Raw genomic sequence first — 23,678 nt, forward strand, 5'->3', positions numbered from 1 at the left:
GACGGGGATTTTTGACCAAAAACACCGCCGTTGCGTTAATTGTCAACAGACCCTACAGCCCCCCCCTACGCATACTCGCCACCCTCCCCCTCAATATAAGGATAAAACGGCTTGCCCCAGTCATGGCCGGCATTTTGCTGCATCACCATCAGAATCAGCGGAATCAGACCCGACAAAACCGCACAGGCATCGCGCAGCTGGCTGCGGTTGGCACGGCTCTCAAATGTTGCCCCGCCGTGCACCATTTGGTTGCGCAGCATATACAGACGGTCGAACACCACCAGCAGCACCGTATCCGTATCCTGCGCCGCCAAAGCAGCCTGCGCCTTGCGTTTTGCTTGTGCAAAATCATTCAGCCAGGCATCTTCACTGATTTTGCCGTTGTGAAAATCCCAAAACGGCTGAAACACAAACCGGTTTTCCAGCAACACGCGGATACTGCCCGAAAACGTCTGCCACACCAGCTGGTAAACAGCCTTATCCCGATCCATGCGGCACACCGTTCGCAGAAACCCGCGGAAATCGCTGCGGTCGCCCGGCAGCGTGCGCCCGTCGATTTCACGCGCATAAGCCGCATTAAACGCAATCCAAAGCGTGATAAACCGCGTGTCCAAATCCTCCGCCGCTTCCGCACGCTTCAGCCAGCTTAACGAGCGGTGCAGACGCAGGCGGAGGGGTTCGGGGTAGGTGTCGCGGTGTTGGAGGTAGTAATCATCGGCACGGATAATACCCATAAAATATTCCCTTGATTTTTATAAAGAACCTTCTTGCAAGTTGCGGCAAATTGCCAAACTGATTCGAACGGAATCATGCCAAGGCACATTTGGCTTATGATATTTGAAAAACAACCGTGTGTTTTCAAACGGCCTCGAAACGCGCTTCTCCGCCGAACACTTGTGCCCACAGGCTGCGCACGCTTTGATAGTGTGCCAGCAATACCGCGTCCACTTCCACTTTTTCCGCGTCGCGCAGTTTGGTGTTGTGCTGCTGACGGCGGTAGAAGCGGTAGGCGGTGCGGCTTTGATCTGCCAAGGTTTTATCAATCAAACCGCAGTCGGCGGCGATGTTTAAGAGGGCAATGTTGCCGTAGTTGTCGAGCAGCGGCGGGTGGCGGCGGGCGTGGGCGAGAATCAGGTATTGAACGATAAATTCCACATCCACCACGCCGCCGCGCGCGTATTTCACGTTGCTGTTCACAGGCGGGTGGGCAGGGAACATTTTTTCGCGCATTTCGGTAATTTCGCGCGCCAGCTTGGCTTGATTGCGTTCGGCGGTGAGTATGTCGCTGCGGATGCGGTTGAAGGCGGTTTGAATGGCCTCGCTGCCGCAGATGAAGCGGGCGCGGGTGAGGGCTTGGTGTTCCCATGTCCAAGCGGATTCGCGCTGGTATTTTTCAAAAGCGGCGGTGCTGTGCGCCATGAAGCCGCTTTCGCCGTTGGGGCGCAGGCGCAGGTCGACTTCATATAAGGTGCCGGCGCCGGTGGCGGCGGAAAGCCGGTTGGTGAGGCGGCGGGCGAGGCGGCCGTAGGTGTCGGCGGCATCGGGGTGGGGGTCGTCGTAGAGGTAGACCAAGTCGAGGTCGGAGGCGTAGCCCAGTTCTTTGCCGCCGAGTTTGCCGTAGCCGATAACGGCGAAGCGGGGTGTGTCGGTGTGTTTTTTCGGGGTTTCCGCCCACACGGCGGGCAGGGCGGCGGCAATCACGGTGTCGGCCAGTGCGGAGAGTTGGTCGGACAGGGCTTCCACCGTCCACAAACCGGCCAAGTCCTGCACGGCCAAACGGAACTGCTGCGCGTGCTGGAAGCGGCGTAATAAGTCCATCTGCGCTTCGGTGTCGCCGCCGCACTGTTTGAGGCCGTCTGAAAGTTCGGCGGCGAGTTTCGGCCAGTCGAAATGCGTGTCCAGAAGCTGCGCGCTGATGAGTTCGTCGAGCAGGATGGGGTATTGCGCCAGATAGGCGGCCGCCCACGAGCTTTGCGCCATGATGCCGGCCAGTTGGCGCAGGGTTTGCGGATGCTCGTTGAGAAAGGCCAGATAGGCGGAGCGGCGGCTGATGCTTTCGAGAAAATCTGTGAGGCGCAAAAGTGCGGCGGTGGGTTTGGGCGTATGCGCGGCGGCTTCGGCCAAGGCAGGCACAACCGCATCGAAACGCGCCTGTGCGTGCGCGGAAAGGTGGCGGTATTTGTGGCTGCCGCGCATTTGGTCAAGACGCGCGGCAACGGTATCGGCCTCGAAACCGTGTTCTTTCAGACGGCCTCTGCGCGCTTCTTCATCGGGTTCGGTCTGCCAAATCCACGCCCACGCGTTTCCGCCGCCGCTTTGCTCGGTTTCGGGTTCGCTCAAAATATCGTTGAACACGGCGTTGATTTGGCGGCGGCGGGCATTGAGGCCGTCTGAAAAGGCGGCGTAGTCTTCAAAACCCATGCTTTCGGCCAAAAGCTGCTGCTGTTCGGGATTGTCGGGCAGGATTTGCGTTTGCCGGTCGTCCCAGTATTGCAGGCGGTGTTCCACATCGCGCAAAAAGCGGTAGGCTTCGAGCAGCATTTCCACCTGTTCAGGCGGCAGAATGCCTGTTTCGCCGAGTTTGGCCAGCGTTTCCTGCGTGCCTTTCAGTTGCAGCGCGCGGATTTGGCCTCCGCGTATCATCTGGAAAATCTGCGCGATAAATTCCACTTCGCGGATGCCGCCCGCACCGAGTTTCACATTATCGGCCATGCCTTTGCGGCCCACTTCGCTGCGGATTTGGCGGTGCAGGCCGCGCATGGCCTCGTAGGCGTTGTAATCCAGATATTTGCGGAACACAAACGGCCGCACCAGGCTTTGAATGCCGTTGGCGTGCGGTGTGATGACGCGGCCCTTGCACCACGCATAGCGTTCCCACTCGCGCCCGTGCTGAACCAGATACTGCTCCAGCGCGGTTTCGCTCAACACCAGCGCGCCCGCATCGCCGTCGGGGCGCAGGCGCATATCCACGCGGAACACTTGGCCGTCGGCGGTGTGATCGTTGAGCAAAGCAATCAGCTTTTGGCCGACTTTGGTGAAAAATTCCTGATTTTCGCGCGCGCGGCGGCCTTCGGTTTCGCCCGCTTCGGGATAGATGAAAATCAAATCGATGTCGGACGACACGTTCAATTCATAACCGCCCGCCTTGCCCATCGCCACCACGCTCAAATGCTGCGCCTCGCCCGTATGGCGGCCGATGGGCGTGCCGTACAGCCCCTGATAATAGGCATAGGCAAAATCCAGCGCAGTGTTCACGGCAAAATCGGCAAACAGCGTGATGGTGCGGGTTACTTCGTTTAAATCGCTGATGCGGTTGATGTCGCGCACGATGATGTGCGCCACCACATAGCGGCGCAGCAGGCGCAGTTGGCGCGCCAGTTCTTCTTCGTTTTCTTCGGCGCGGATTTTTTCCCAATCGGCAAAAGCTTGGAAATCGGCGGTTTCCAGCACTTTTTCAAGCATACGGGCAAGGATTTCGGGCTTCAGGCCGCCGCTGTCGAGATGGCGGGCGAGGTAGTGAGAATGGCGGCGGGCACGGGCAATTGCGGTTTGCATGGTTCGTTTCGGAAGTTCAGGCGGCCTAATCATAGCAAGAAACAGCATTTAAAAGGCCGTCTGAACAATGTTTTTCAGACGGCCCGGGGAATTCCGGACTGTGCCGTATCAGCGGATCAGCTTGGAAACGGTTTTGAATGCGGGGTGTGCGGCATCGCCCAAAAGCCGGAACAGCACGCTTTCCACATTCGACACCACCGCCCCCGCAGCCTGCATCTGCTCCAACGCATTGGCTTTGTTTGCAGGGTTTCGCGAAGAGGTGCACTCAAAAGGCACATATACGGCCAACCCCTCACCGCGCAGGCCGAGCACGGTCTGCAGCATACACACATGGGCTTCTGCGCCGATCAGCACCACATTTTCGATGCGGTGCTCATTCAGAAAACCGCGCACTTCGGGCGTGAGCGAAGAAAACTGTGTTTTTTCGAAAAAAGGTGCATCGGCAAGAAGGCTCTTCACGGCTGCAAGGGTATGCCCCAAGCCTTTCGGATATTGCTCGGTAGCGGCCGACGGTATGCCCAGCGCCTTCAGCCCCTGAAGCAGGATAACGCTGCTTTCCACCATGCTTTCAAACTGATACAGCACGGGAACCAGCCGCTCTTGAATATCTACCACGATGCAGGCGGTGTTGTCGGTACGGAGTCGGGTCATGGTGTTTCTCCTGATTGCGTTTTTAAACAGGCCGGCGGCCTGCCCTGCCGATTGTGCCACTTTTTGCTTTGTTTATCCAAACAGCTCCGCCCTTGCGCTCTCAGACGACCCCGCAACCGGTGTTTTGCCCCGGCAGGGAGGCCGCAGATTATTCACAGTAACTAAAGCAATTGCTTTAATCGAAATAATTTTAATGGTTTGCATAAGCCCGCCTGTAGCGATATTTAACCGCTGGGCTCTTCTCCGAATCTATCATTCTAAAAATTTGATATAAGGTGCATCAAATTTTTTAATTAGGTTGATTGTTACACAAAACAATTAATTCCAAACATTATTAAAACACCCCGCCTGCTTCTGCAAAACAGCCGCAAGGCTTTTTCTTCACGGCGGAAAGCACTGAGTTTTCAAATTATTATGAGCCGAATCCACAAACTTTCCCTTTGTGCGGCTGCCGTTGCGGCAGCCGCGCCCCTGGCCGCCCAAGACATACAGGCCGAGCGCGAACGCTGGGCGCTTCATGCGCGCGGCGGCGAGGCGCAGCTGGCCGAATCAACCGGGCAGCTGGGCAGGCTTTACGCGCAAAGCGGCGATGCCAAGGTACGTGCCGACCTTATCGCGCTGCTGGTGCGTTCGGGCAGGGCGGCCGAAGCATTGGCCGTATGCCCCGAATGCCTGCCCGAAAATTATTCGGCCGACGAATTGGAAAACCTCGCCAAAGCCGCACGCGATACCAAACGGTTTGCCTTGTCGGCATCGCTCTACCGCCAACTCCGGCTCAGCGCCCCGCAGCACAAAACCGGCTATCTGGGCGGCGCGCTGGCGGCGGTCGACGGGGAAGACTACGCCTCGGCACAACAGCAAATCGCCGCCTACCGGCAGCGTTTCGGCTCCGATGAGGGCATTCTCGAAGCAGAAGCCTATCTGAAACAGCGCACCCAGCCGCTCACCGAACGCCTGGCGGAACAGCAACGCCTGCTTGAAGCCGATCCCGCAAACCGCAGCCACGCGGCCGCGCTTTACCGCACCGCCGCACAACTGCAGCTTTTCCCGCTGCAGGAGAAGCTGATGGCGCAATATCCCGACCTGTTCAACGAACAAGACCGCCTGTGGCTGCAAGCTGCCCGTGCCGCCGTATTGCTGCGCGGCGCCCGCCCGACTGCCGATTCGGACAACCTGCGCGCGGCCTACGCAAGCCTGAGCGACGTAATCGCACGCGCACCCGCAGGCAGCGCGGTACACACGCAGGCTCTGCGCGACCGTGTGGCCGCCGCCGTGGCGTTGGGCGATGAAAAGCAGGCCTTGCGCGATTACCGCATACTGGCCTCTCAGGGCACACAACCCGACTATGTGCAGGACGAATACGCCAAAGCCCTGACGATGGCGGGCAGCCCGCGCAAAGCACGCAGGGTATTGCAGCCGCTCATGGAGCGCCAATTGGCGGCGCAGGGCAAACTTGCCCCCGAACTGGTTGGATTATTGGTAGAAAACGATGCCGACATGATGGAGTTTACGCAAACCCAAGAAAAAATGAAGCATTGGAACCCCAATAAATACACGCCCGATTTCACCCATACGGTTGAAGTAAAAAACCCGTATTACAGCACCCAGTATTTTTGGAACGCCCGCCTCGAAGCATGGAACGGCAATGTAAAAGGCGCACGCAAACTGATGCGCGACTGGCTCGACGAGCACCCCGGCGACCCGTGGGCGATAGTACTGGAGGGCGAGCTGCTTCAAATGGAAGGCCGTGAAGACCAAGCCCTGTCCCGCTTCGACAATGCGCGCGAATACTTGGGCGCAACCGATCAGAAATGGGTGGATGCCAAAGCTGCCGCCGCCCACACGGCCGCAGGCAACCGGCAGGCCGTGAGCGACCTGGCCCAAGGCTTTAACCGCAGCGACGCCGGCCATCAGGGTTTTTGGCGGCTTTACGATGAAGACCGCGCCGCCGCTTTAGAAATAAGCGGCTCGGCCATGAAGGCCACCGCTCCCGCAGACGGCACCGAATGGGGCCAAACCGCCAAACTCTACAGCCCGCGCAGCAGCGCGGGGCACCGTGCCTATGTTGTGCAGCAGCACAATTACGTACCCAACCACGGTGAAGCGCTACGTGCCGGGCGCGTGGGCGCGGGTGCCGAAATCAGCCTTTATCCGTTAACCGTAAACGCAGAAGCGGGGCGCGGCACACAGCTTAACGGCAAAGCCTACGGCGTGCTCGGCATCAACTGGCGCGCCAATGATTATCTGGGCTTCACCGCCCGCGCCGCAGCCAACAGCGCCGACACCCCCGTGAAGGCCTTATGGCAGAACGTGTATGCCGACGAATACACCTTGGGCGCGGAATACACCCATTCTGCCGCTACCCGCGCAGGCATGGGGGCGGGCGTGATGAAATTCGACGACGGCAACACCCGCAAAACCGCCAACGCATGGCTCTCGCACAATATTTTCCAACACAACCGCTGGAAGCTGGGTGGTTCGCTGTGGGCGGATTACAGCCGCAACAAAGAAATTCCCTCTGCCTTTTACTACAACCCCGAAACCAGCAAAACCGTGAGCGGCGAACTGGCCCTTTCCCACACCCTGCCGCTCGACAACGGCATCAGGTTCATCCAAACCGCCACGGGCGGCGCGGGGCGCTACTGGCAGGCGGGGCACAAGGCCGACAACACTTGGCAGGTCAAATACGGCCACGGCTTCAGCTTCGGCCGCCGCGCCACGCTGGGTTACGAATTCGGCCGCCGACGCGCCATATATGACGGCGATCTCGAATACCAAAACTTCGGCAACCTGAATTTAAACGTGAAATTTTATTGAACTGTTTGAAAAGCCGCCGCCGGAAGCAGCGGCAGGGATGCCGGTGCCGCGCATCCGTTTTCAGACGGCCTTATGAAATAAAAGGAATTTTGATGCATTGCAAACACCTGCTTGCCGGCCTGCTCGCCGGTTTGATGCTGCCGGCCGTTTTCGCCGCCAACGTGCGCTACGGCGTAATGTGCTACCACGATGTGGTAGACGAGAGCGCCCCGGTTGTCCGCCCCTTGGAAAGCAAGGATTTTGCGGGCGAAATCAAACGTCAGTATTTTCCGCAAACCATCACCGTGGAAAGGCTCACGGCCCATTTCAACTGGCTGCGCGACAACGGCTACACGCCCGTGAGTTTCAAACAGATTGAAGATGCGCGCGCGGGGCGCGGCAAACTGCCGGCCAAACCCGTGCTGCTCACCTTCGACGACGGCTATATCAGCTTCTACACCAAAATCTACCCGCTTCTGAAAGCCTTCGGCTATCCGGCGGTTTTCGCCTTGGTAACAAGCTGGATGGAAACCCCTAAGGGCGGGCAAATCGCCTACGGCAAACAAAAACTGCCCCGCTCCGCCTTCATCACGTGGGAACAGGTGCGCGAAATGCAGAAAAGCGGCTTGGTCGAAATCGCTTCGCACACCCACGATTTGCACCGCAGCGTTAACGGCAACCCGTCGGGCTCGCAGTTTGCCGCTGTGTTTCCCGAATATAAAAACGGCCGCTACGAAACACCCGAAGCCTACAAACAGCGCATACGCAGCGATTTGAAGCGCTCGGCCGACATCATCGCCGCGCGCACCGGCGTGCGCCCCAACGTGATTGTGTGGCCTTACGGGCAGTTTAACGAAACCGCGCGCGCCATTGCCGCCGAAGTGGGGCTGGCAAACGACTTCACCCTGTTCGACGAAACCCTGAACACCACGGCACAGCAAAGCATAGGCCGCGCCCTGATCGACAGTGAAACCGGCTTTCCGCTGATGAAAGCCTACCTCGACGGGCAGATGTTCACCCCGCCGCACCAGCGTGCCGTGTATATCGATTTGGGCATGCTGCACAGCACCGACCCGGAGCAGTTTAACCGCAATTTCGACAAACTGGTCAGCCGTATCTACAAAATGGGCATCACCACTGTTTATCTGCAGGCTTTTGCCGACGACGACGGCAACGGCAAAGCCGAAGCGGTGTACTTTCCCAACCGCCACATCAAAATGAAGGCAGACCTTTTCAGCCGCGTGGCCTGGCAGCTGATTACGCGTTCCAACGTGAAAGTGTATGCCTGGCTGCCGATGACCGCCTTTGATGCAGACAACCTTTCCCAAGATGCCGTTGCGGATATTTATCAAGACTTAGCCTTCAGCAGCCGTTTCAACGGCCTGCTGTTCAACGACAACGGCCGGGAAAGCATCGGACAGGCAGAGGCTTCAACCAGTTATTCGAACCTGCTCAAACAATCCGCCCTCAAATACAGCTTCAACGGCAAAAACGAGATGAAAACCGTACGCAGCCTCTATGCCGGCGGGCAGGGCTTCACCGCCGCCCTGCCCCTGTTCGCACAAGCCTACGACTATACCGCCCTCGGGGTGCCGCCTCTTGCCGCAGGCGGCGCGAAACCCGGCCGCAGGGAAGCCGCGGCATGGGCGGGCGGCTTGGTTGCCGGAGTCAAAAACAGCAATGTGCCGCTCGATAAAACCGTGTTCGAGCTGCAGGCGGCCGATCCCCGCACGGGAGGGTTTGCCGACGGTCGCGAACTGGCATCATGGATGAACCTGTTTAAAAAAGAAGGCGTGAAAAACCTGGCTTACAAACCCGATGATTTCCTGCACGACCGACCGCCGCTGAAAACCGTCAAACCGGCATTTTCGGTGCAGCACTGACCTCTGTTTCAGACGGCCCGTTTAACAGGCCGTCTGAACGCCAATCATCAAAACAAACGCTTCAAACACAAACACAAGGGCTGCGACTGTAATGGACTGGTATGAATATCTGGCCGTATTCGTGATGCTCTATCCGGGCATCATGGCCGTGTATTGGACGGTTTCGGGCATTTTTTATTTTCTGTTCCTCGAGCGCAGGGCGGGCGAGCCTGAGTTTATGTATCAGGGCTACGCGCCGATGGTGAGCGTGCTGATTCCCTGCTACAACGAAGCAGACAACCTCGACACCTCTATACCGCACCTGCTCAATTTAACCTACCCCAACTACGAGCTGATCTTCATCAACGACGGCAGCACCGACGACACACTCGAAATCATCAGCCGCTGGGCGGAAAAAGCCGAAAAAATCGTGGTGGTCGACCAGCCCAACGGCGGCAAAGCCTCCGCCATGAACAACGGCGCCCGCCACGCATTGGGCAAATATATCGTCGGCATCGACGGCGACGCCATACTCGACTACAGCGCCATCGAATACATGGTTCAAAACCTTGAAGACAACCCCGATCTGGGTGCCGTAACGGGCAACCCGCGCGTGCGCAACCGCAGCACCGTGCTGGGCAAACTGCAGGTAGCCGAATTCAGTTCGATTATCGGCCTGATCAAACGCTCGCAAAGCGTGGTGGGCACACTGTTTACCGTGTCCGGAGTGATTATGTGCATACGCAAAGACGTGCTGCTGAAAATCGGTGGCTGGAGCGACAACATGATCACCGACGACATCGACGTGAGCTGGAAAACCCAAATCGCCGGTTACAACATCGCCTACGAACCGCGCGCCCTGTGCTGGGTGCTGATGCCCGAAACCATACGCGGCCTCTACCGCCAGCGGCTGCGCTGGGCGCAGGGCGGGGCCGAAGTGGTTTTGAAATACTTCAAAGACATCTGGCGGCTGCACCATATCCGCCTGTGGCCGCTATATGCCGAATATTTCATCACCCTGGTTTGGGCATATTCGCTTTTGGGCGTAACCGTTGCAGGCCTGGTGGAGCTGGCGCTCGGCCACCCGCATGATTTCATGCTGTTCAAAGTGGCCGGCCTGGTTACCTTTATGATGTTTATTTTGCAGTTTTCCGTAAGCATGTTTATCGACAGCCGCTACGAAGGCAACCTGTTCCGCTATTTCATCAGCTGCATCTGGTATCCCTATGCCTTCTGGCTGATCAACAGCATCACACTGATTCACGGTTTTCCCAAGGCGCTTTTGCGCGACAAACAGCGAAAAGCCACTTGGATCAGCCCCGACAGGGGCGTGCAGTAGCAGAGCCGTTTCCGGCACGGCATTTTTTACGGCCGCAATAAAAGGAGAAACTTATGTCCGAACAAATGCAAGACTTGCGCGAACTGATGGTTATCCATAAAGCGCGCAACCCCAACCCGGCCATCAGCACCAAAAGCATGTTGATTTTTGCCGTAACCTGGTCGCTGTGGCTGTTGACGGTTTACCTGATTGTCAACGACCACCGCGCCCTGCTCTACAACCCCATCGTAGGCACTTGGACGCTGGCCGACCTGGCCAAAGCCGCCGCCGCCGTCGTGCTGGCGCAGCTGAACCTGCTCTTGGTGTGGTCGGTGTGCATTTCGTGCAAACGCCGGCACTGACGCCGGCAGGCATCAGACAGGCCGTCTGAAAAACAGGCCGCACCTTCCGGGCCGGATATCCGGTTTTCGGGGTGCGGCCTGTTTTTCAGACGGCCTGTTTCAACGGCAAACGAAAAACTGCCCTATTGCTTCTGCGCCCATTCCGCCGGCGTGGCGGCGGCGGCAATCGAGAGCGCGTGCAGCTCGTTGCTGGCGAGTTTTTCGGCCAGGCCGTCTTTAATCAGGCGGTGGCGGGCGAGGCGCGGTTTGCCTTCAAAGGCCGTCGAAACGATGCGGGCGAAAAAATGGTGGCCGTCGCCTTCCACTTCCACATATTCGCACGGCACCACGGCTTCTATCATGGTTTTTACTTGTTCGGGGCTGAGCATGGCGGTTCCTTTTGAAATCGCGGGCGGCTGTGCCGCCTGCAAAAATAAAGCATTATAGCCGAAGTTTGCCGCTTCATTATTTTTCAGACGGCCTTATAATAAAGGCCGTCTGAAAGCATAAATTATGGAAAGCCGGCCGCAAATGTGGGAAACACTCAACCAATATATCCAAAACGGCCCCGTGAAAGCGGAGGTGATCGAATCCGCCATCATGATTGTCGGCATACTGCTGCTGCGCGGCGTGATTCTCCAAGCGCATTTCCGCAGCCACCCTGCCATGGAAATCGAAGACAAACGCCGCTGGGTGGTAACCAGCCGCAACATCACGCTGATTGTGGCGGTGTTCGGGCTGGCGGTTATCTGGGCGGCGCAGATCCAAACACTGGCGCTGTCGATGTTTGCCGTGGCCGCCGCGATTGTGCTGGCCACCAAAGAGCTGATTATGTGCCTGTCGGGCAGCCTGCTGCGCACGTCGACCAAACAATATTCGGTGGGCGACTACATCGAAGTAAACGGCCTGCGCGGGCGGGTGGTCGACATCAACCTGCTCAACACGCTGATGATGCAGATCGGCCCCCACCCGCTGGTGGGGCAGCTGAGCGGCAAAACCGTGTCGTTTCCCAACAGCCTGCTGCTGTCGCATTCGGTGCAGCGCGACAATGTGATCGGTATTTATGTGATTCACACGTTTGAAATCCCCGTGCCGGTTCATTTGGATTCCGACGCCATCGTGCCCGTGCTCGAAAAACTGATCGAGCGCCTGTGTGCCCCCTATATCAAGGTTATCGAACGGCAGTTGGAAGAGGTGCAGACGCAAAAGCTGTTTATCACTCCCGCCGCCGAACCGCGCATCACCCGCGTACCGCACGACGACAAGGTTTACCACATCGTGGTGCGCTTCGCCTCACCCGTGCAGCGGCGGCTGGACATCCAACAGTCGGTGCTCGACGAATTTATCCGCGTGCAATACCGCCTGCTGAACCATATCGGCGGCAATGAGGCCGAAACCACTGAAACCCCGGATAAAATTTAAGCAGGTTTGAGGCCTGCCGTGCCCGATGCAGGCGGCGCATATGCGCAGCACCCGTTTGCGCAAATGCCGTCTGAAACAGGTTTCAGACGGCATCTTTCAAATTACCTTGCTTCTAAATAAAGAATCAAATAAGCCATTAGAATAAGAAGCATTATGCATACAAACAATTTTTTTCTCTCCCCAACGCATTCCGACCAGATAATAAAGAGTGAATTTACCGTTATCAGCCACGGGCCGTCTGCTATCCCTTCTGCCCCATGCATGCCGATAAACAAAGTAATGGCAACGGATACCGCAGAAAGAAAAATTCTGATTGCAAGCAGTTTGCTTCCCATACCTTGCAGCTGCTCCTGTAACCAATTTACCGTCAACCCTCCACCTAAAAAAACCTGTACGGCGGCAAATGGAGGCACCCCGTCAAACTGTCAGATACAAAACAGCATAACACAGTAGAAAGAATAAAATACCATACCAAAAGGTCGGTTTCTTAATCGGAACATAACACATGAAAACAGCGGCATAGAAAACAACAGACGTTGAAACATCAAGCTGCCCGGCTTCAATATATTTACTGCGTATCGGCCATACCGGTATACACAGCACCATGCCGATTAATACCTTTAAAAGGATTTCACGCTTATTTGCCATATCTTGGCAGCCCCCCCCAACCATTTCTCTTACAAGATTATCATCAAACCCCATGCCGTCCGCCGAAACCTGTCAAACTGTCGGCAATGATGCCGAAGGCGGCCGCGGCGGCAAAACCCGTTTGCGCAAATGCCGTCTGAAAACCTGTTTCAGACGGCATCTTTCAAGTTACCTTACTTCTAAATAAAGAATCAAATAAGCTGTTAGAAAAAAAAGCATCCCGCATACAAATAATTTTTTTCTCTCTTCAATGGATACGGACCAGATAAAAATGAGTGAATTCATCGCAGCCAGCCATGAAGCGTCTGCCATTCCCGCAGCCATGTACTTTTTTCCAATGAAAAAAGCAATGGCGACAGATACGGCGGAAAGAAAAATTCTGATTGCAAGTAGCTTATTTGCCATATCTTTCGGCAACTCCAGTAATCATGCCTGAGGCCAGTTTGCCATTAAAGCCCCAAATCACACCTGATACCTACGGACTATTTTTACAATAAAGATACAGAAAGCAACCTGTGCAAACAGTAACAAGATATAGCAAACCGTTTGCTTCAAAGTATAGTTATTCGCGGTTTCAGATACAAAACAGGCATGCAGCCCTAAACATAACCAAGCAAAAAGATTAGAAAAAAACTGTATCTTACGGTTACGGGCAATATTTTTTACCGTAAAAAAAATGATACAAAACGATGATGAAGCTATTACAGGCAATACATTCACAGCAAATCCAATAAAATTTTACAGTGGATTAAAATAAAAATGATATAGTGTCGTTTCGTCTTGTTTCATTCTTAACCCACTATACCTTACGGATAAATATCCGTAAGGTATTTTCAGCGGTATGGGTCAACGAATTTTAATATTACTACCCGTATTACCTATGTAAACCCGCACCCGTTACCGCCACGCTGCTGCCAAATTTGGCCAATGCACTACCTACCCCTCTTACAGGATTGGCAGCACCACCAACCGCACCTAATCCGATTGCAGCCAAATGTGCATTTCTATTATATGTTCCACTAGCAAGCGCTCCGCCAAGGTAACCAAAATGTCCGCCAATACCTCCTGCGATACCACCGACAGCATTGAGAACCAAGCCACCGGAAACGTGGTTCAACTCTTGAGAAGATAAAACTTTCATAACATTCTCCTTGAAATAAATTGAAAAACGAATCGGACCGATTCAGTATCTATGACCGCCCCCCTGTTAAGGTTTATTCAATCAAGGAAAAACATGAAAAGGATTTTTAAGGTTTCTCTAGGCAAAAATCATATTAAATTAATATTATAATACAATGTTTTATTCCGGCCCAAACAGAACCGTGGTGCGCGGAAAACGGTAATGCCGTCTGAAAACCTATTTCAGACGGCCTCTTTCAAATTACCTTGCTTCTAAATAAAGGCATAAATAAGCTGTTAAAAAGAAAGCTATTCCGCAGACAAACAATTTTTTTCTCTCTCCAACATACGCTGACCAGATAAAAATAAGTGAACTTATCGCTATCTGCCACGAAGCACCGACCGTATACTTTTTCCAGAGAAAAAAAGCAATGAAAACAGATACGGCAGAAAAAAAAATTTTGATTGCGGACAGCTTATTTGCCATATCTTGAGGCTACTCCTGTAACCATGCCTCCGGCCAAAGCACCATTAAAGCCCCAAATCACGGCCGCCGGACCTGCCATTGCACCGGCTGCGGCTCCCGCTCCCGTCTGCCACGCTAATGTAGTGGGAGAAAATTTGCTCCCGCTAAGCTGCTGGTTAAGCAAATAGTTGGCCGCACCGCCTGCCGCGCCGATTGCGGCACCGACCGGACCAAAAGCACCCTGCACACGGTGCAGTTCTTGGGCTGATAAAACTTTCATAACATTCTCCTTGAAATAAATTGAAAAAACGAATCGGACAGATTCAGTATCTATGACCGCCCCCCCCCCCGTTAAGATTCATTCAATCAAGGAAAATCATGAAAAGGATTTTTAAGGTTTTTCTAGGTAAAAATCATATTAAATCAATATCATAATACAATATTTTACTCCAGCCCGAACAGGATCATAAGTGCGCGGAAAACGGCAATGCCGTCTGAAAACCTGTTTCAGACGGCATCTTTCAAGTTACCTTGCTTCTAAATAAAGGCATAAATAAGCTGTTAAAAAGAAAACTATTCCGCATACAAATAATTTTTTTCTCTCTTTAATGGATACAGACCAAATAAAAATGACTGAATATGTTGCTACCAGCCACAAACTGTATGCTATCCCTTCAGCCATATACTTTATTCCAAGAAAAAAAAGCAATGACGACGGATACTGCAGAGAGAAAAATTCTGATTGCGGACAGCTTATTTTCCATATCTCGAGGGCACTCCTGAAATCACCTCCGGCCAATTCACCGTTAAAGCAAGGTGTAGGGGGTGTGGCGTAAGCCACGCACACAGTCGTAAAAAGTTCAATGAACGCGTGCATGCTTGGGCATACACCCTACAGGCGGATTTTAAGTTTTATGCAGGCTACGGCTTGCTGTTTTTAACGTTTTCTGGATTTCAACAGCAAATACATGGGTACAACATAGATAACCGTATTAATAGCCAAACCTACGAAGGTTTTGAGTGGCTGATCCCAATGGTAGAACCCTACCAGCAGGCCGATGCCCAGATGGGCGGCAGGAAAAAGCAACAACGATGCTTTGATGAAGTTATTCATTATCCGACTCCGAAGTTACGGCAGGCCGGATAAACCTGCCGTGCCGAGTTTAAATTACCACCAGCAAGTTCCTACATGGGCTGCGGCTCCGCCGACGGCACCTAATGCCGCTCCGGAGGCTGCGCCCAACCCTGTACCGATTGCAGGCACAACAGACCCCATACCGGCACCGACAATACCGGATACAATGGCACCTTCTGCCATCGATTTACCGAAATTTTTCCAGCTGCAGGCATCTTCAGAACCACCGGAAACATGGTTCAACTCTTGAGCAGATAAAACTTTCATAACATTCTCCTTGAAATAAATTGAAAAAACGAATCGGACCGATTCTGTATCTATGACCGCCCCCCCTCCCGTTAAGATTCATTCAATCAAGGAAAAACATGAAAAGGATTTTTAAGGTTTTTTTAGGTAAAAATCATATTAAATCAATATCATACTACAATGTTTTACTCCCGTTCAAACAGAACTATAGTGTGCGGAAAACGGTAATGCCGTCTGAAGAACTTTCAGACGGCATCTTTCAACTTAATATTACTTCTTATTACTTCTAAATAAGGAGCAAACAAAGCCGTCTGAAAAAACTTTCTGCCCGATACTACCAAGTAACTACCCCGCCCATGCTTTAGGCTGAACGCCGCTTATGCCTATGCTTTAAACCTGCCATGCTTCAAGGGAATGCGCCCTTGCCGGCAAAGGGGTAATTTTAAATGCGGACGATACCCACTTAGAGAAAGGACGGGGCACAATGGCCTCTGAAACCTATAAACGCTATTCGGTGCTGGTTTCCAGCACGCTGTCGTTTACTGTTTGCTTTATGGTTTGGATGATGCTGGCGGTAGTCGGCATTCCCATCAAAGAAAAACTCGGCCTCTCCGAAACCGAATTCGGCATTCTGGCGGCACTGCCCGTGCTTTCCGGTTCGCTGATCCGTGTGCCGCTGGGCATCTGGACCGATAAATACGGCGGCCGTATCGTGCTGTTTGCTTTGATGATGTTGAGCGTTCCGGCCATTTTTGCCATGCAGTATGCCACCCAATACTGGCACTTTCTGATTATCGGCCTGATGATGGGTTTGGCGGGCGGTTCGTTTTCGGTGGGCACGCCTTATGTGGCGCGCTGGTTTCCGAAAAGCCAGCAGGGCATGGCGATGGGGGTGTTCGGCGCGGGCAATGCAGGCAGCGCGGTCAACAAGTTTCTCGCCCCGGGCCTGATTGCACTCGGCGGCTGGACGTTGGTTCCCGGGGTCTATGCGGGCATTATGCTGGCGATGGCCGTGATTTTCTGGTTTACCAGCTACCACGATCCCAAGCACTTGGTTTCTTCCAGCGTTTCTCTGAAAGAGCAGCTCGCGCTCCTGAAAGACCCGGGCGTGCTGCGCTACAGCCAGTATTATTCTGTTGTATTCGGCGGATATGTGGCGCTGGCATTGTGGATGACCAAATATTATGTGGGCGAATTCGGCCTGAGCCTGCAAACCGCCGCGCTTCTGGCCGCCTGCTTTTCACTGCCCGGCGGCGTGCTGCGCGCCATCGGCGGTTATCTGTCCGACAAGTTCGGTGCGTATAAAGTAACGTGGGCGGTCATGTGGATATGCTGGATATGCTTTTTCATTCTCTCTTACCCGCAAACCGATTTTGTCATTCACGGCAAAAACGGCCCCATCAACCTGCATATCGGCCTGAACGTGGTGGTGTTTACCGTGCTGATGTTTATCGTGGGCATCGCCACCGCCGTGGGCAAAGCATCTGTGTTCAAATTCGTGGCCGACGATTATCCCACCAATATCGGCGCGGTATCCGGCATTGTCGGCTTGGCGGGCGGTTTGGGCGGCTTTCTGCTGCCGGTTATGTTCGGCGCGCTTGAAGACCTCACCGGTATCCGTTCCACCAGCTTCATGCTGCTTTACGGCACTGTGTGCGTGTCGCTGATCTGGATGCATTTTTCATTTAAAACCAAACGCAACAACTGATTTTTCAGACGGCCTGCAGAGGCCGTCTGAAACGCCCGATAAGGAATAGCTATGTCGCATTTGATAGAACGCTGGCAGCCGGAAGATCAAACGTTCTGGCAGAACACCGGCAAAAAAATCGCCCGCCGCAACCTGTGGATTTCCATTCCCGCCCTGCTTTTGGCATTTGCCATCTGGCAGGTGTGGAGCGTGGCGGTGGTCAACCTGCCCAACATCGGTTTCAAATATACCCCCAATCAGCTTTTCTGGCTGGCCGCACTACCCGCCTTATCCGGCGCCACCCTGCGGATTTTCTATTCGTTTATGGTTCCCGTGTTCGGCGGCCGCAAATGGACGGTGATTTCTACCGCCAGCCTGCTGCTGCCTGCCGTGGGCTTGGGTTTTGCCGTGCAAAACCCGGATACCGGCTATATCACCATGATGGTATTGGCGCTGCTGTGCGGTTTCGGCGGCGGCAATTTCTCTTCAAGCATGGCCAATATCAGCTTTTTCTACCCCAAGGCCGAAAAAGGCACCGCGCTGGGCTTAAACGCCGGCTTGGGCAACCTGGGCGTGTCGGCGGTGCAGTTCGTGGTGCCGCTGGTGATTACCGCCGGCGTGTTCGGTGCATTGGGCGGCGAGCCGCAAACCTGGGTGAAAGACGATGTAACCAAACAGATGTGGCTGCAAAACGCCGGCTTTATCTGGGTGCCGTTCATCATTCTTTCCACGCTGGCCGCCTGGTTCGGCATGAACGATTTGGCCAGCGCCAAAGCCAGCTTTAAAGAACAGGCAGTGATTTTCAGCCGCAAACACAACTGGATTATGTGCATACTCTATCTGGGCACCTTCGGCTCGTTTATCGGTTTCGCCGCCGGTTTCCCGCTGCTCACCAAAAGCCAGTTTCCCGGCATCGATCCCGTAAAATACGCCTTTTTAGGCCCGCTGGTGGGCGCGCTGGCCCGCCCGATCGGCGGCTGGTTGTCCGACAAAATCAAAAGCGGCGCACTGATTACCCAAATCGTGTTCGCCGGCATGATCATCGCCGTTATCGGCGTGATTTCCTTTCTGCCCGCCAACGGCGAAGGCGGCAGCTTCTGGGGCTTTTTCGCCTGCTTTATCGCCCTCTTCGCCCTCACCGGCCTGGGCAACGGTTCCACCTTTATGCAGGTGCCGGTGATTTTTCTCAATATGCACCAGCAATTTGCCAAACAAGGTTTGGTTAGCGAAGAACAGGCGCGGTTGGACGCCACCAAAGAAGGGGCGGCAGTTATCGGATTTACCGCAGCCTTTGCGGCCTACGGCGGTTTTTTCATTCCGAAAAGCTACGGCACTTCCATTGATTTGACCGGCAGCGTCAACGCCGCCCTGATCGGTTTCATCATTTTCTATGCGCTTTGTCTGGTGTTGAACTGGTGGTATTACGCCCGCAAAAACGCTGAGGCGAAATGCTGAATAACCCGGGCTTGGAGGAAAAGTCCTCAATATCCCAAAAACGGCAACAGGCAACCGGAAATCCGGCTGCCTGTTTGTTTTGCCGTGATTGATCAATCCTGCGGCTGCGGCACGTTGTGCTGCACGGCATACACCGCCGCCTGCACGCGGCTGGTGAGTTCGAGTTTGCGCAGAATGTTCTGCACGTGCACTTTGATGGTGGATTCGGCCAAATCGAGTTTGCGCGCAATCACCTTGTTGCTGCGGCCTGCGGCCAGATGGCCGAGAATTTCAAGCTCCCGCTGGGTGAGGCTGTCGAGCGCGCCGGCCACGGCGGGTGCGCCGGGGTTGATTAAAGACTGCACCAGCCGCGCAGTCATTTCGGGTGAGAACACATTGTCGCCGTCGGCGGCTTTTTTGATCGATTCGGTTAAAAATTCGGCATGGATGTTTTTGAGCAGGAAACCGCGCGCGCCCAAGCGCATACATTCGGTTAAATCTTCGCTGTCTTCCGAAACTGTGAGCATCACCACGGTTTGCCCGGGACGGCTGCTGAGTATCTGCGCCAAGGCTTCGCGGCCGTTCATCACCGGCATATCCAAGTCGAGCAGCACCACGTCGGGCGCGGCCTGTTCGACCAGCTTCACGCCGCTGAGGCCATCTGAAGCCTCGCCGATCACTTCGAATCCCTCTTTGCGGGCCAGCAGGGCTTTGATGCCGCTGCGGAACAGGGTGTGGTCGTCGATTAAAACAATGCGGATGGGTTCGGTGGTGTGTTCGGTGTTCATAATAAAACTCTTTCTTGTTGCGGCAGGGTAAGGCGGATTAAGGTGTGGCTGCCGGGTTGCGAATCAATCTCCAGCCGGGCGTTGATGCGCAAGGCGCGCTCGCGCATGATGCCCAGGCCGACGTGGCTGCCGGACAGTTCGTTCAGACGGCCTGTGTCGAAGCCTTTGCCGTTGTCGCGTATGCTCATAACGAAATCTTCGTTGTTGTCGAATTCTATATCCACTTGCGCAGCTTGTGCGTGTTTGCGGATATTCGACAGGCTTTCCTGCAAAATAAAAATAAACTGCAACTGCTGATCGCTGCTCAAATCGGGGCCGTCGCCCCGCCAAACCGTGTTCACTTCAACCTGCGTTTGCTGCTCGAATCGTTTGCTCAGGGTTCTCACGGCTTCGGCGAATTCTTTACGGCTGATTTTGGTGCGGAAGTTCAGCAGCAGCTCGCGAACGTCTTCATAGCATTCCTGCACGCCTTCTTTGATAAATTGCAGGTTTTCGCTGATTTGCGCCTGCTCCTGCGCTACCAGCGCGCTCTCGAGCATCTGCACTTGCAGGTTTAAAAAGGTGAGGGTTTGGGCGATGCTGTCGTGCAGCCCCTGCGCCATCAGGTTGCGCTCCTGTAAAACGGCCAGCTGGCGGCTTTCGTCGGCCAGGCGGATATTGCTCAGCACGCCGGCGAGCTGGTTACACAAGTTGCCGATAAGCTCGCGCATGCCGGGTTCGGGTTCGTAAGCTTCTTTGAAATAGAGCGTCATCAGCCCCAGGTCGATGCCGTTATAGCGGATATCGAACACCTGCAAACAATGAAAGCCCGATTTTTCACAACCGGCCAGCTGCGGCCCGGCTTCGGCGGGGCGGGTGAAGATAATCGGCTGCCAGTCGTGCTGCGCCGCTGCGCGGCCGCAGAAGCAGCCTTCCAAACGGCGGCAGGCTTCGGCAGTTTGCAGGTTTTCAGGCAGGCCGCGGTGGGCAACCAAATCCATGCGTTCACGCTCGAAATCGAGCAGGCGTATGCTGCCGGCGTCGGCGGGCACGAGATCCATGATTTTCTCTAAAAAGGTTTCGCCCGCTTCAGCGGCCGTCTGAATACGGCCGAGAAAACGCGAGAAAAAATAAAGCGTGCCCAGCGTGTAGTTTTTTTCGGCCAAATCGCGGGTTTTTTCGGCCACCTCCTGCTCCAGATGGGCATACAGCTGCTGCAGGCGCAGGCTCATCTGGTTGAAGCCTTCGTCCACTTCGGCAAATTCGGCCGAGCCGTCTATCGGCACCTGCACGCCCAGTTTGCCGTCGTGTATGTCGCTCACGCCCTGCTGCAATTGGTCGAGCGGGCGGATAATCCACAAATAAAGCAGCACCACCATCACCATCGCACCGGCCAGCACCAGCACCATCAGGCCGCTTTGGAAAAAGCGCAGCCATTTGGTGTGGCGCGCGTTCACCGACTCTGCCGACAGCACCAGCGCATCGATGGCATCGACAAACTGATCCAGCTTCTGCTCCGGCACGGTGCCGCCACCTGCTGCCGCCCGTTGCAGCATCGGGCGGATTTCGTTTTGCCAGCGGCGGGTGAGCGTTTGCATCTGCTCCTGCACTTCGGGGGTATCGGGCAGAAACAGCGGCCGCGCCGGATCGCCCTCTTTCAACTGCGCGAGCGTGCGGTCGAACCCCTCGATGCGCGCCAAAGCCTCCGTGCCGCGGCCCTCGCTGATCAGCAGCCCCAAACGGTAGGTTTGCATACGCAGGCTGCCCGCATCGTTAATCGCCGCCCCACCGCCTTCCAAGCGCCACGACAGCAGCAGCGTCAGCACAATCGACCCGACCGCCGCCGTTACCCATAAAACGGTGAGCAGTTTGAGACGGGACGACAGGCTTTTGGGGTGTTTCATAACGGTGCCGGATAGGGGGAAAGTTATTCCTATAATTAAAGACTGTTTTAAAGCAGAAAGGTTTTATCACTATGAACGAATTTATGCCGCATGAAAATAGCCCGGCTGTGCTTTCGGGCTAATTCTTTAGAACTAACAGAAAGGCCGTCTGAAACCTTTCAGACGGCCTGAACATAGAAACACCGTTTTTTAATTTTAAAAAACGGTGTTTTGTTTAGGATAACTTAACCATTTTTCGGTTTACGAATGGCTTTGCCGTCCCGCATAGACAAGCCCATCAGGCTCATATTGATAAAGCCTGCAATCAGCTCAACCATTTGAACCGCATGAAACACCCCGTCAAACTCGCCACGCCCCGCTTTGCCGTTTAAAAACAACGCACACGGCACCAGCACAAGCAAACCGTTTAGGGCGATTACCGGCATTCTTTTGCGTTTGGCACTGATTTTGGGGTGTTTGCTTTTACCGCCCATTTTCATGCCTGCCGCCCCTGCCAGTGCCATACTGGCAATCATCAAAATCATCGCATAAACAATGAATTGCTTTAATCGGGCAACTGCCTGATACGATAAAAACAATTCGCTGATAACGGTACTTGTCCAAAACAGCACAATCAGGCCCATTGCCGTGGCGGCGGCGGTTAAATGGACGGTTCGTAAGGTATTGCGGTTCATATTTTATCCTTTCGCTAAAATACAGCAGGCTGCCGAATGGAGATAAATATAGCATACTATGTATTAACATAGCAAGCTATATTTGTGCTAAAATATGCCATTATTTTGTTTTTCAAGGAAATTTAACCATGAAGCCCGAACATTCCGCAGGCTATCTGATGAACCATCTGGCGCGTCAGTTTGCCATTTTATTGACCGAACGGCTGAAACCGCTGGGGATTTCTCCTGCTCAATTTCCCATCTTGCTGTATTTGTGGGAGCAGGACGGATTGAGCCAGCACGAACTGGTGGAAAAAACCGACCTGCGTCAGGCCACCATTGCCAACACTTTGATGAGAATGGAGCGGGACGGTTTGATTGTTGCCGAAAAAGACCCGAACGACAGCCGGGTCAAGCGTTTTAAACTGACCCCAAAATCAAAAAAACTGCAACAAGACAGCACCCGAATCGCCGACGGCATCAACCAAGAAGCGCTGGCTGTGTTAAGCGGTGAAGAACAGGAACATTTTTTACAAATGGCACAAAAAGTCATCGTCCGGCAAAAAAAGATGATGGGCGAATAAGGGTTTTATTTTTAAGGAGAAATAACAAATGATAACGCCATCGCTTTACGGCTATCTCACGGTCTTTCATACCATTGTGGAACAGGGCAACATTTCCAAAGCCTCCCGCAGTTTGCAGGTTTCCGTGCCGTCCGTCAGCAACACGCTCAAAGCTTTGGAAAAAGAGCTGGGGCTGACGCTGTTTCACCGCTCCACCCGAAATTTAACGCTCACCGAAGCGGGACAGCGTTTGTATGACGACACCAAGCCCTTAATCAAAGCGTTGCAAAACAGCATTGAAAACATTCGGGATTTGCGCCAAACCCCGTCCGGGCTGGTGCGGACGACCCTCCCCCGCTTTGCCTATCATCTGCTGGTTAAGCCGTTTTATGCCGAATTCTGCCGGCGTTATCCCGATGTGTTGCTGGAAATTTCGGTGTTTGACGGCACGGTGGACATCGTGCGGGAAGGCTTTGACGTGGGTATCCGCTTCGGCGACAAAATTGAAGACGGCGTGGTGGCAAAACCGTTATTACCGCCGATGAAAGATTGTTTGACGGTTTCAAAAAACTATGCAGACAAATACGGCATACCGCACACGCCTCAGGATTTGCCCCGGCACAAACTCATCGGCTACCGCTTTATCACCGCCAACCGCCTGCTGCCCCTTGAATTGGCGGCAGGCGGGCAAAAAACAGCGATTGAAATGCCCATGTCTTTGATTGTGAATGATGAAACGGATTTGATGACAGACGCGGTACGCCAAGGCTTGGGCATCGGGCGGATTTTTGAAAGCACGCTGGCACTACAGCCCGATAAAGATGAATTTATTCCCGTTTTGCAGGATTATTGGGCGGAATACCCGCCCGTTTACCTCTATTTTCTGCAAAACAGCCAAAAAATCGGGCGGGTGAAGGTGTGGATGGATTTTTTGCAGGAAAAGGCAAAACTCTTTTGGCCGGAAACTTAGGTTTCAGACGGCCTCCCGAAAATCCGTATTTCAAGGGCAAATCAAGCTTACCTGCCTTTCGGCGTATATTAATTTTCCCCCAGGGTCTGTTGACAATTGGCCGGCGAAGCGGTTTTTTGAGGCAAAAACCGCGTATGCAAG

Annotated in this window: 22 protein-coding genes; 10 read left to right on the forward strand and 12 right to left on the reverse strand. The window is 54.1% G+C overall.

Annotation, left to right across the window (positions count from 1 at the left end):
* Positions 1-65: 65 nt before the first annotated feature.
* The 3 genes from Q3970_RS09370 to Q3970_RS09380 all read right to left on the reverse strand — a co-directional run bounded on the left by Q3970_RS09370 (position 66) and on the right by Q3970_RS09380 (position 4,206).
* A complete protein-coding gene (locus Q3970_RS09370; RefSeq protein ID WP_303100312.1) occupies positions 66-734 on the reverse strand; it encodes a HEPN domain-containing protein in 669 nt (222 codons plus the stop codon).
* 124 nt (positions 735-858) lie between these two features.
* Positions 859-3,555, reverse strand: a complete 2,697-nt coding sequence (glnE, locus tag Q3970_RS09375) for a bifunctional [glutamate--ammonia ligase]-adenylyl-L-tyrosine phosphorylase/[glutamate--ammonia-ligase] adenylyltransferase (RefSeq protein ID WP_303100313.1) — start codon at positions 3,553-3,555, stop codon at positions 859-861.
* 108 nt (positions 3,556-3,663) lie between these two features.
* Entirely contained in the window at positions 3,664-4,206 is a 543-nt protein-coding gene (locus tag Q3970_RS09380) for an isochorismatase family protein (RefSeq protein ID WP_303100314.1), read from the reverse strand.
* Positions 4,207-4,620: 414 nt separating this feature from the next.
* On the opposite strand from Q3970_RS09380, the gene pgaA reads away from it, so the two are divergent.
* The 4 genes from pgaA (at position 4,621) to Q3970_RS09400 (ending at position 10,544) form a co-directional block, all read left to right on the forward strand.
* A complete protein-coding gene (gene pgaA / locus Q3970_RS09385) occupies positions 4,621-7,023 on the forward strand; it encodes a poly-beta-1,6 N-acetyl-D-glucosamine export porin PgaA (RefSeq protein WP_303100315.1) in 2,403 nt (800 codons plus the stop codon).
* Between the two features lie 92 nt (positions 7,024-7,115).
* Complete coding sequence (pgaB, locus tag Q3970_RS09390) at positions 7,116-8,885, forward strand: poly-beta-1,6-N-acetyl-D-glucosamine N-deacetylase PgaB (protein WP_303100316.1); 1,770 nt, start codon at positions 7,116-7,118, stop codon at positions 8,883-8,885.
* A 91-nt stretch (positions 8,886-8,976) separates the two neighbouring features.
* Complete coding sequence (gene pgaC, locus Q3970_RS09395) at positions 8,977-10,203, forward strand: poly-beta-1,6-N-acetyl-D-glucosamine synthase (RefSeq protein WP_303100317.1); 1,227 nt, start codon at positions 8,977-8,979, stop codon at positions 10,201-10,203.
* 53 nt (positions 10,204-10,256) lie between these two features.
* Positions 10,257-10,544 (forward strand): hypothetical protein, encoded by a 288-nt coding sequence (locus Q3970_RS09400; protein ID WP_303100318.1) that lies wholly within the window; start codon positions 10,257-10,259, stop codon positions 10,542-10,544.
* Positions 10,545-10,666: 122 nt separating this feature from the next.
* On the opposite strand, the gene Q3970_RS09405 is transcribed toward Q3970_RS09400, so the two are convergent.
* Entirely contained in the window at positions 10,667-10,912 is a 246-nt protein-coding gene (locus Q3970_RS09405; protein WP_303100319.1) for a BolA family protein, read from the reverse strand.
* Positions 10,913-11,054: 142 nt separating this feature from the next.
* Here Q3970_RS09405 and Q3970_RS09410 point away from each other — a divergent pair, with 142 nt between their 5' ends.
* Positions 11,055-11,945 carry a mechanosensitive ion channel family protein gene (locus tag Q3970_RS09410; protein ID WP_303100320.1) on the forward strand — a complete coding sequence of 297 codons (891 nt, stop codon included), beginning with the start codon at positions 11,055-11,057 and terminating at the stop codon, positions 11,943-11,945.
* A 417-nt stretch (positions 11,946-12,362) separates the two neighbouring features.
* Here the strand turns inward: Q3970_RS09410 and Q3970_RS09415 are convergent, their stop codons facing one another.
* A complete protein-coding gene (locus Q3970_RS09415; RefSeq protein WP_303100321.1) occupies positions 12,363-12,647 on the reverse strand; it encodes a hypothetical protein in 285 nt (94 codons plus the stop codon).
* Positions 12,648-12,864: 217 nt separating this feature from the next.
* Between Q3970_RS09415 and Q3970_RS09420 the strand changes: the two genes are divergently transcribed.
* Positions 12,865-13,029: a hypothetical protein gene (locus tag Q3970_RS09420; protein WP_303100322.1), complete on the forward strand. Its 165-nt coding sequence runs from the start codon at positions 12,865-12,867 to the stop codon at positions 13,027-13,029.
* 438 nt (positions 13,030-13,467) lie between these two features.
* On the opposite strand, the gene Q3970_RS09425 is transcribed toward Q3970_RS09420, so the two are convergent.
* The 4 genes from Q3970_RS09425 to Q3970_RS09440 form a co-directional block, all read right to left on the reverse strand.
* On the reverse strand, positions 13,468-13,734 hold the full coding sequence (locus Q3970_RS09425; protein ID WP_303100323.1) for a bacteriocin: 267 nt from the start codon (positions 13,732-13,734) through the stop codon (positions 13,468-13,470).
* A gap of 454 nt (positions 13,735-14,188) precedes the next feature.
* The gene (locus tag Q3970_RS09430) at positions 14,189-14,458 is read right to left on the reverse strand and encodes a hypothetical protein (protein ID WP_303100324.1); all 270 of its coding nucleotides are present in this window, start codon (positions 14,456-14,458) and stop codon (positions 14,189-14,191) included.
* Between the two features lie 657 nt (positions 14,459-15,115).
* On the reverse strand, positions 15,116-15,292 hold the full coding sequence (locus Q3970_RS09435; protein ID WP_303100325.1) for a hypothetical protein: 177 nt from the start codon (positions 15,290-15,292) through the stop codon (positions 15,116-15,118).
* Positions 15,293-15,346: 54 nt separating this feature from the next.
* Positions 15,347-15,580, reverse strand: a complete 234-nt coding sequence (locus Q3970_RS09440) for a bacteriocin (RefSeq protein ID WP_303100326.1) — start codon at positions 15,578-15,580, stop codon at positions 15,347-15,349.
* Positions 15,581-16,043: 463 nt separating this feature from the next.
* Here Q3970_RS09440 and Q3970_RS09445 point away from each other — a divergent pair, with 463 nt between their 5' ends.
* Entirely contained in the window at positions 16,044-17,267 is a 1,224-nt protein-coding gene (locus tag Q3970_RS09445; protein WP_303100327.1) for a nitrate/nitrite transporter, read from the forward strand.
* A 51-nt stretch (positions 17,268-17,318) separates the two neighbouring features.
* The gene (locus Q3970_RS09450; protein WP_303100328.1) at positions 17,319-18,701 is read left to right on the forward strand and encodes an MFS transporter; all 1,383 of its coding nucleotides are present in this window, start codon (positions 17,319-17,321) and stop codon (positions 18,699-18,701) included.
* 92 nt (positions 18,702-18,793) lie between these two features.
* Here the strand turns inward: Q3970_RS09450 and Q3970_RS09455 are convergent, their stop codons facing one another.
* The 3 genes from Q3970_RS09455 to Q3970_RS09465 form a co-directional block, all read right to left on the reverse strand.
* Positions 18,794-19,468: a response regulator transcription factor gene (locus tag Q3970_RS09455; protein ID WP_303100329.1), complete on the reverse strand. Its 675-nt coding sequence runs from the start codon at positions 19,466-19,468 to the stop codon at positions 18,794-18,796.
* Positions 19,465-21,351: a type IV pili methyl-accepting chemotaxis transducer N-terminal domain-containing protein gene (locus Q3970_RS09460; protein WP_303100330.1), complete on the reverse strand. Its 1,887-nt coding sequence runs from the start codon at positions 21,349-21,351 to the stop codon at positions 19,465-19,467. The genes Q3970_RS09455 and Q3970_RS09460 overlap by 4 nt, the downstream gene beginning before the upstream one ends.
* A 224-nt stretch (positions 21,352-21,575) precedes the next feature.
* Positions 21,576-22,025 (reverse strand): hypothetical protein, encoded by a 450-nt coding sequence (locus Q3970_RS09465; RefSeq protein WP_303100331.1) that lies wholly within the window; start codon positions 22,023-22,025, stop codon positions 21,576-21,578.
* A gap of 128 nt (positions 22,026-22,153) precedes the next feature.
* Here Q3970_RS09465 and Q3970_RS09470 point away from each other — a divergent pair, with 128 nt between their 5' ends.
* On the forward strand, positions 22,154-22,588 hold the full coding sequence (locus Q3970_RS09470; RefSeq protein ID WP_303100332.1) for a MarR family winged helix-turn-helix transcriptional regulator: 435 nt from the start codon (positions 22,154-22,156) through the stop codon (positions 22,586-22,588).
* 28 nt (positions 22,589-22,616) lie between these two features.
* Positions 22,617-23,537 (forward strand): LysR family transcriptional regulator, encoded by a 921-nt coding sequence (locus Q3970_RS09475; protein WP_303100333.1) that lies wholly within the window; start codon positions 22,617-22,619, stop codon positions 23,535-23,537.
* The last annotated feature ends 141 nt before the right edge of the window (positions 23,538-23,678 follow it).

It is taken from the genome of Neisseria sp., from assembly GCF_030530745.1.
In the GTDB taxonomy this organism is placed as follows: Bacteria; Pseudomonadota; Gammaproteobacteria; order Burkholderiales; family Neisseriaceae; genus Neisseria.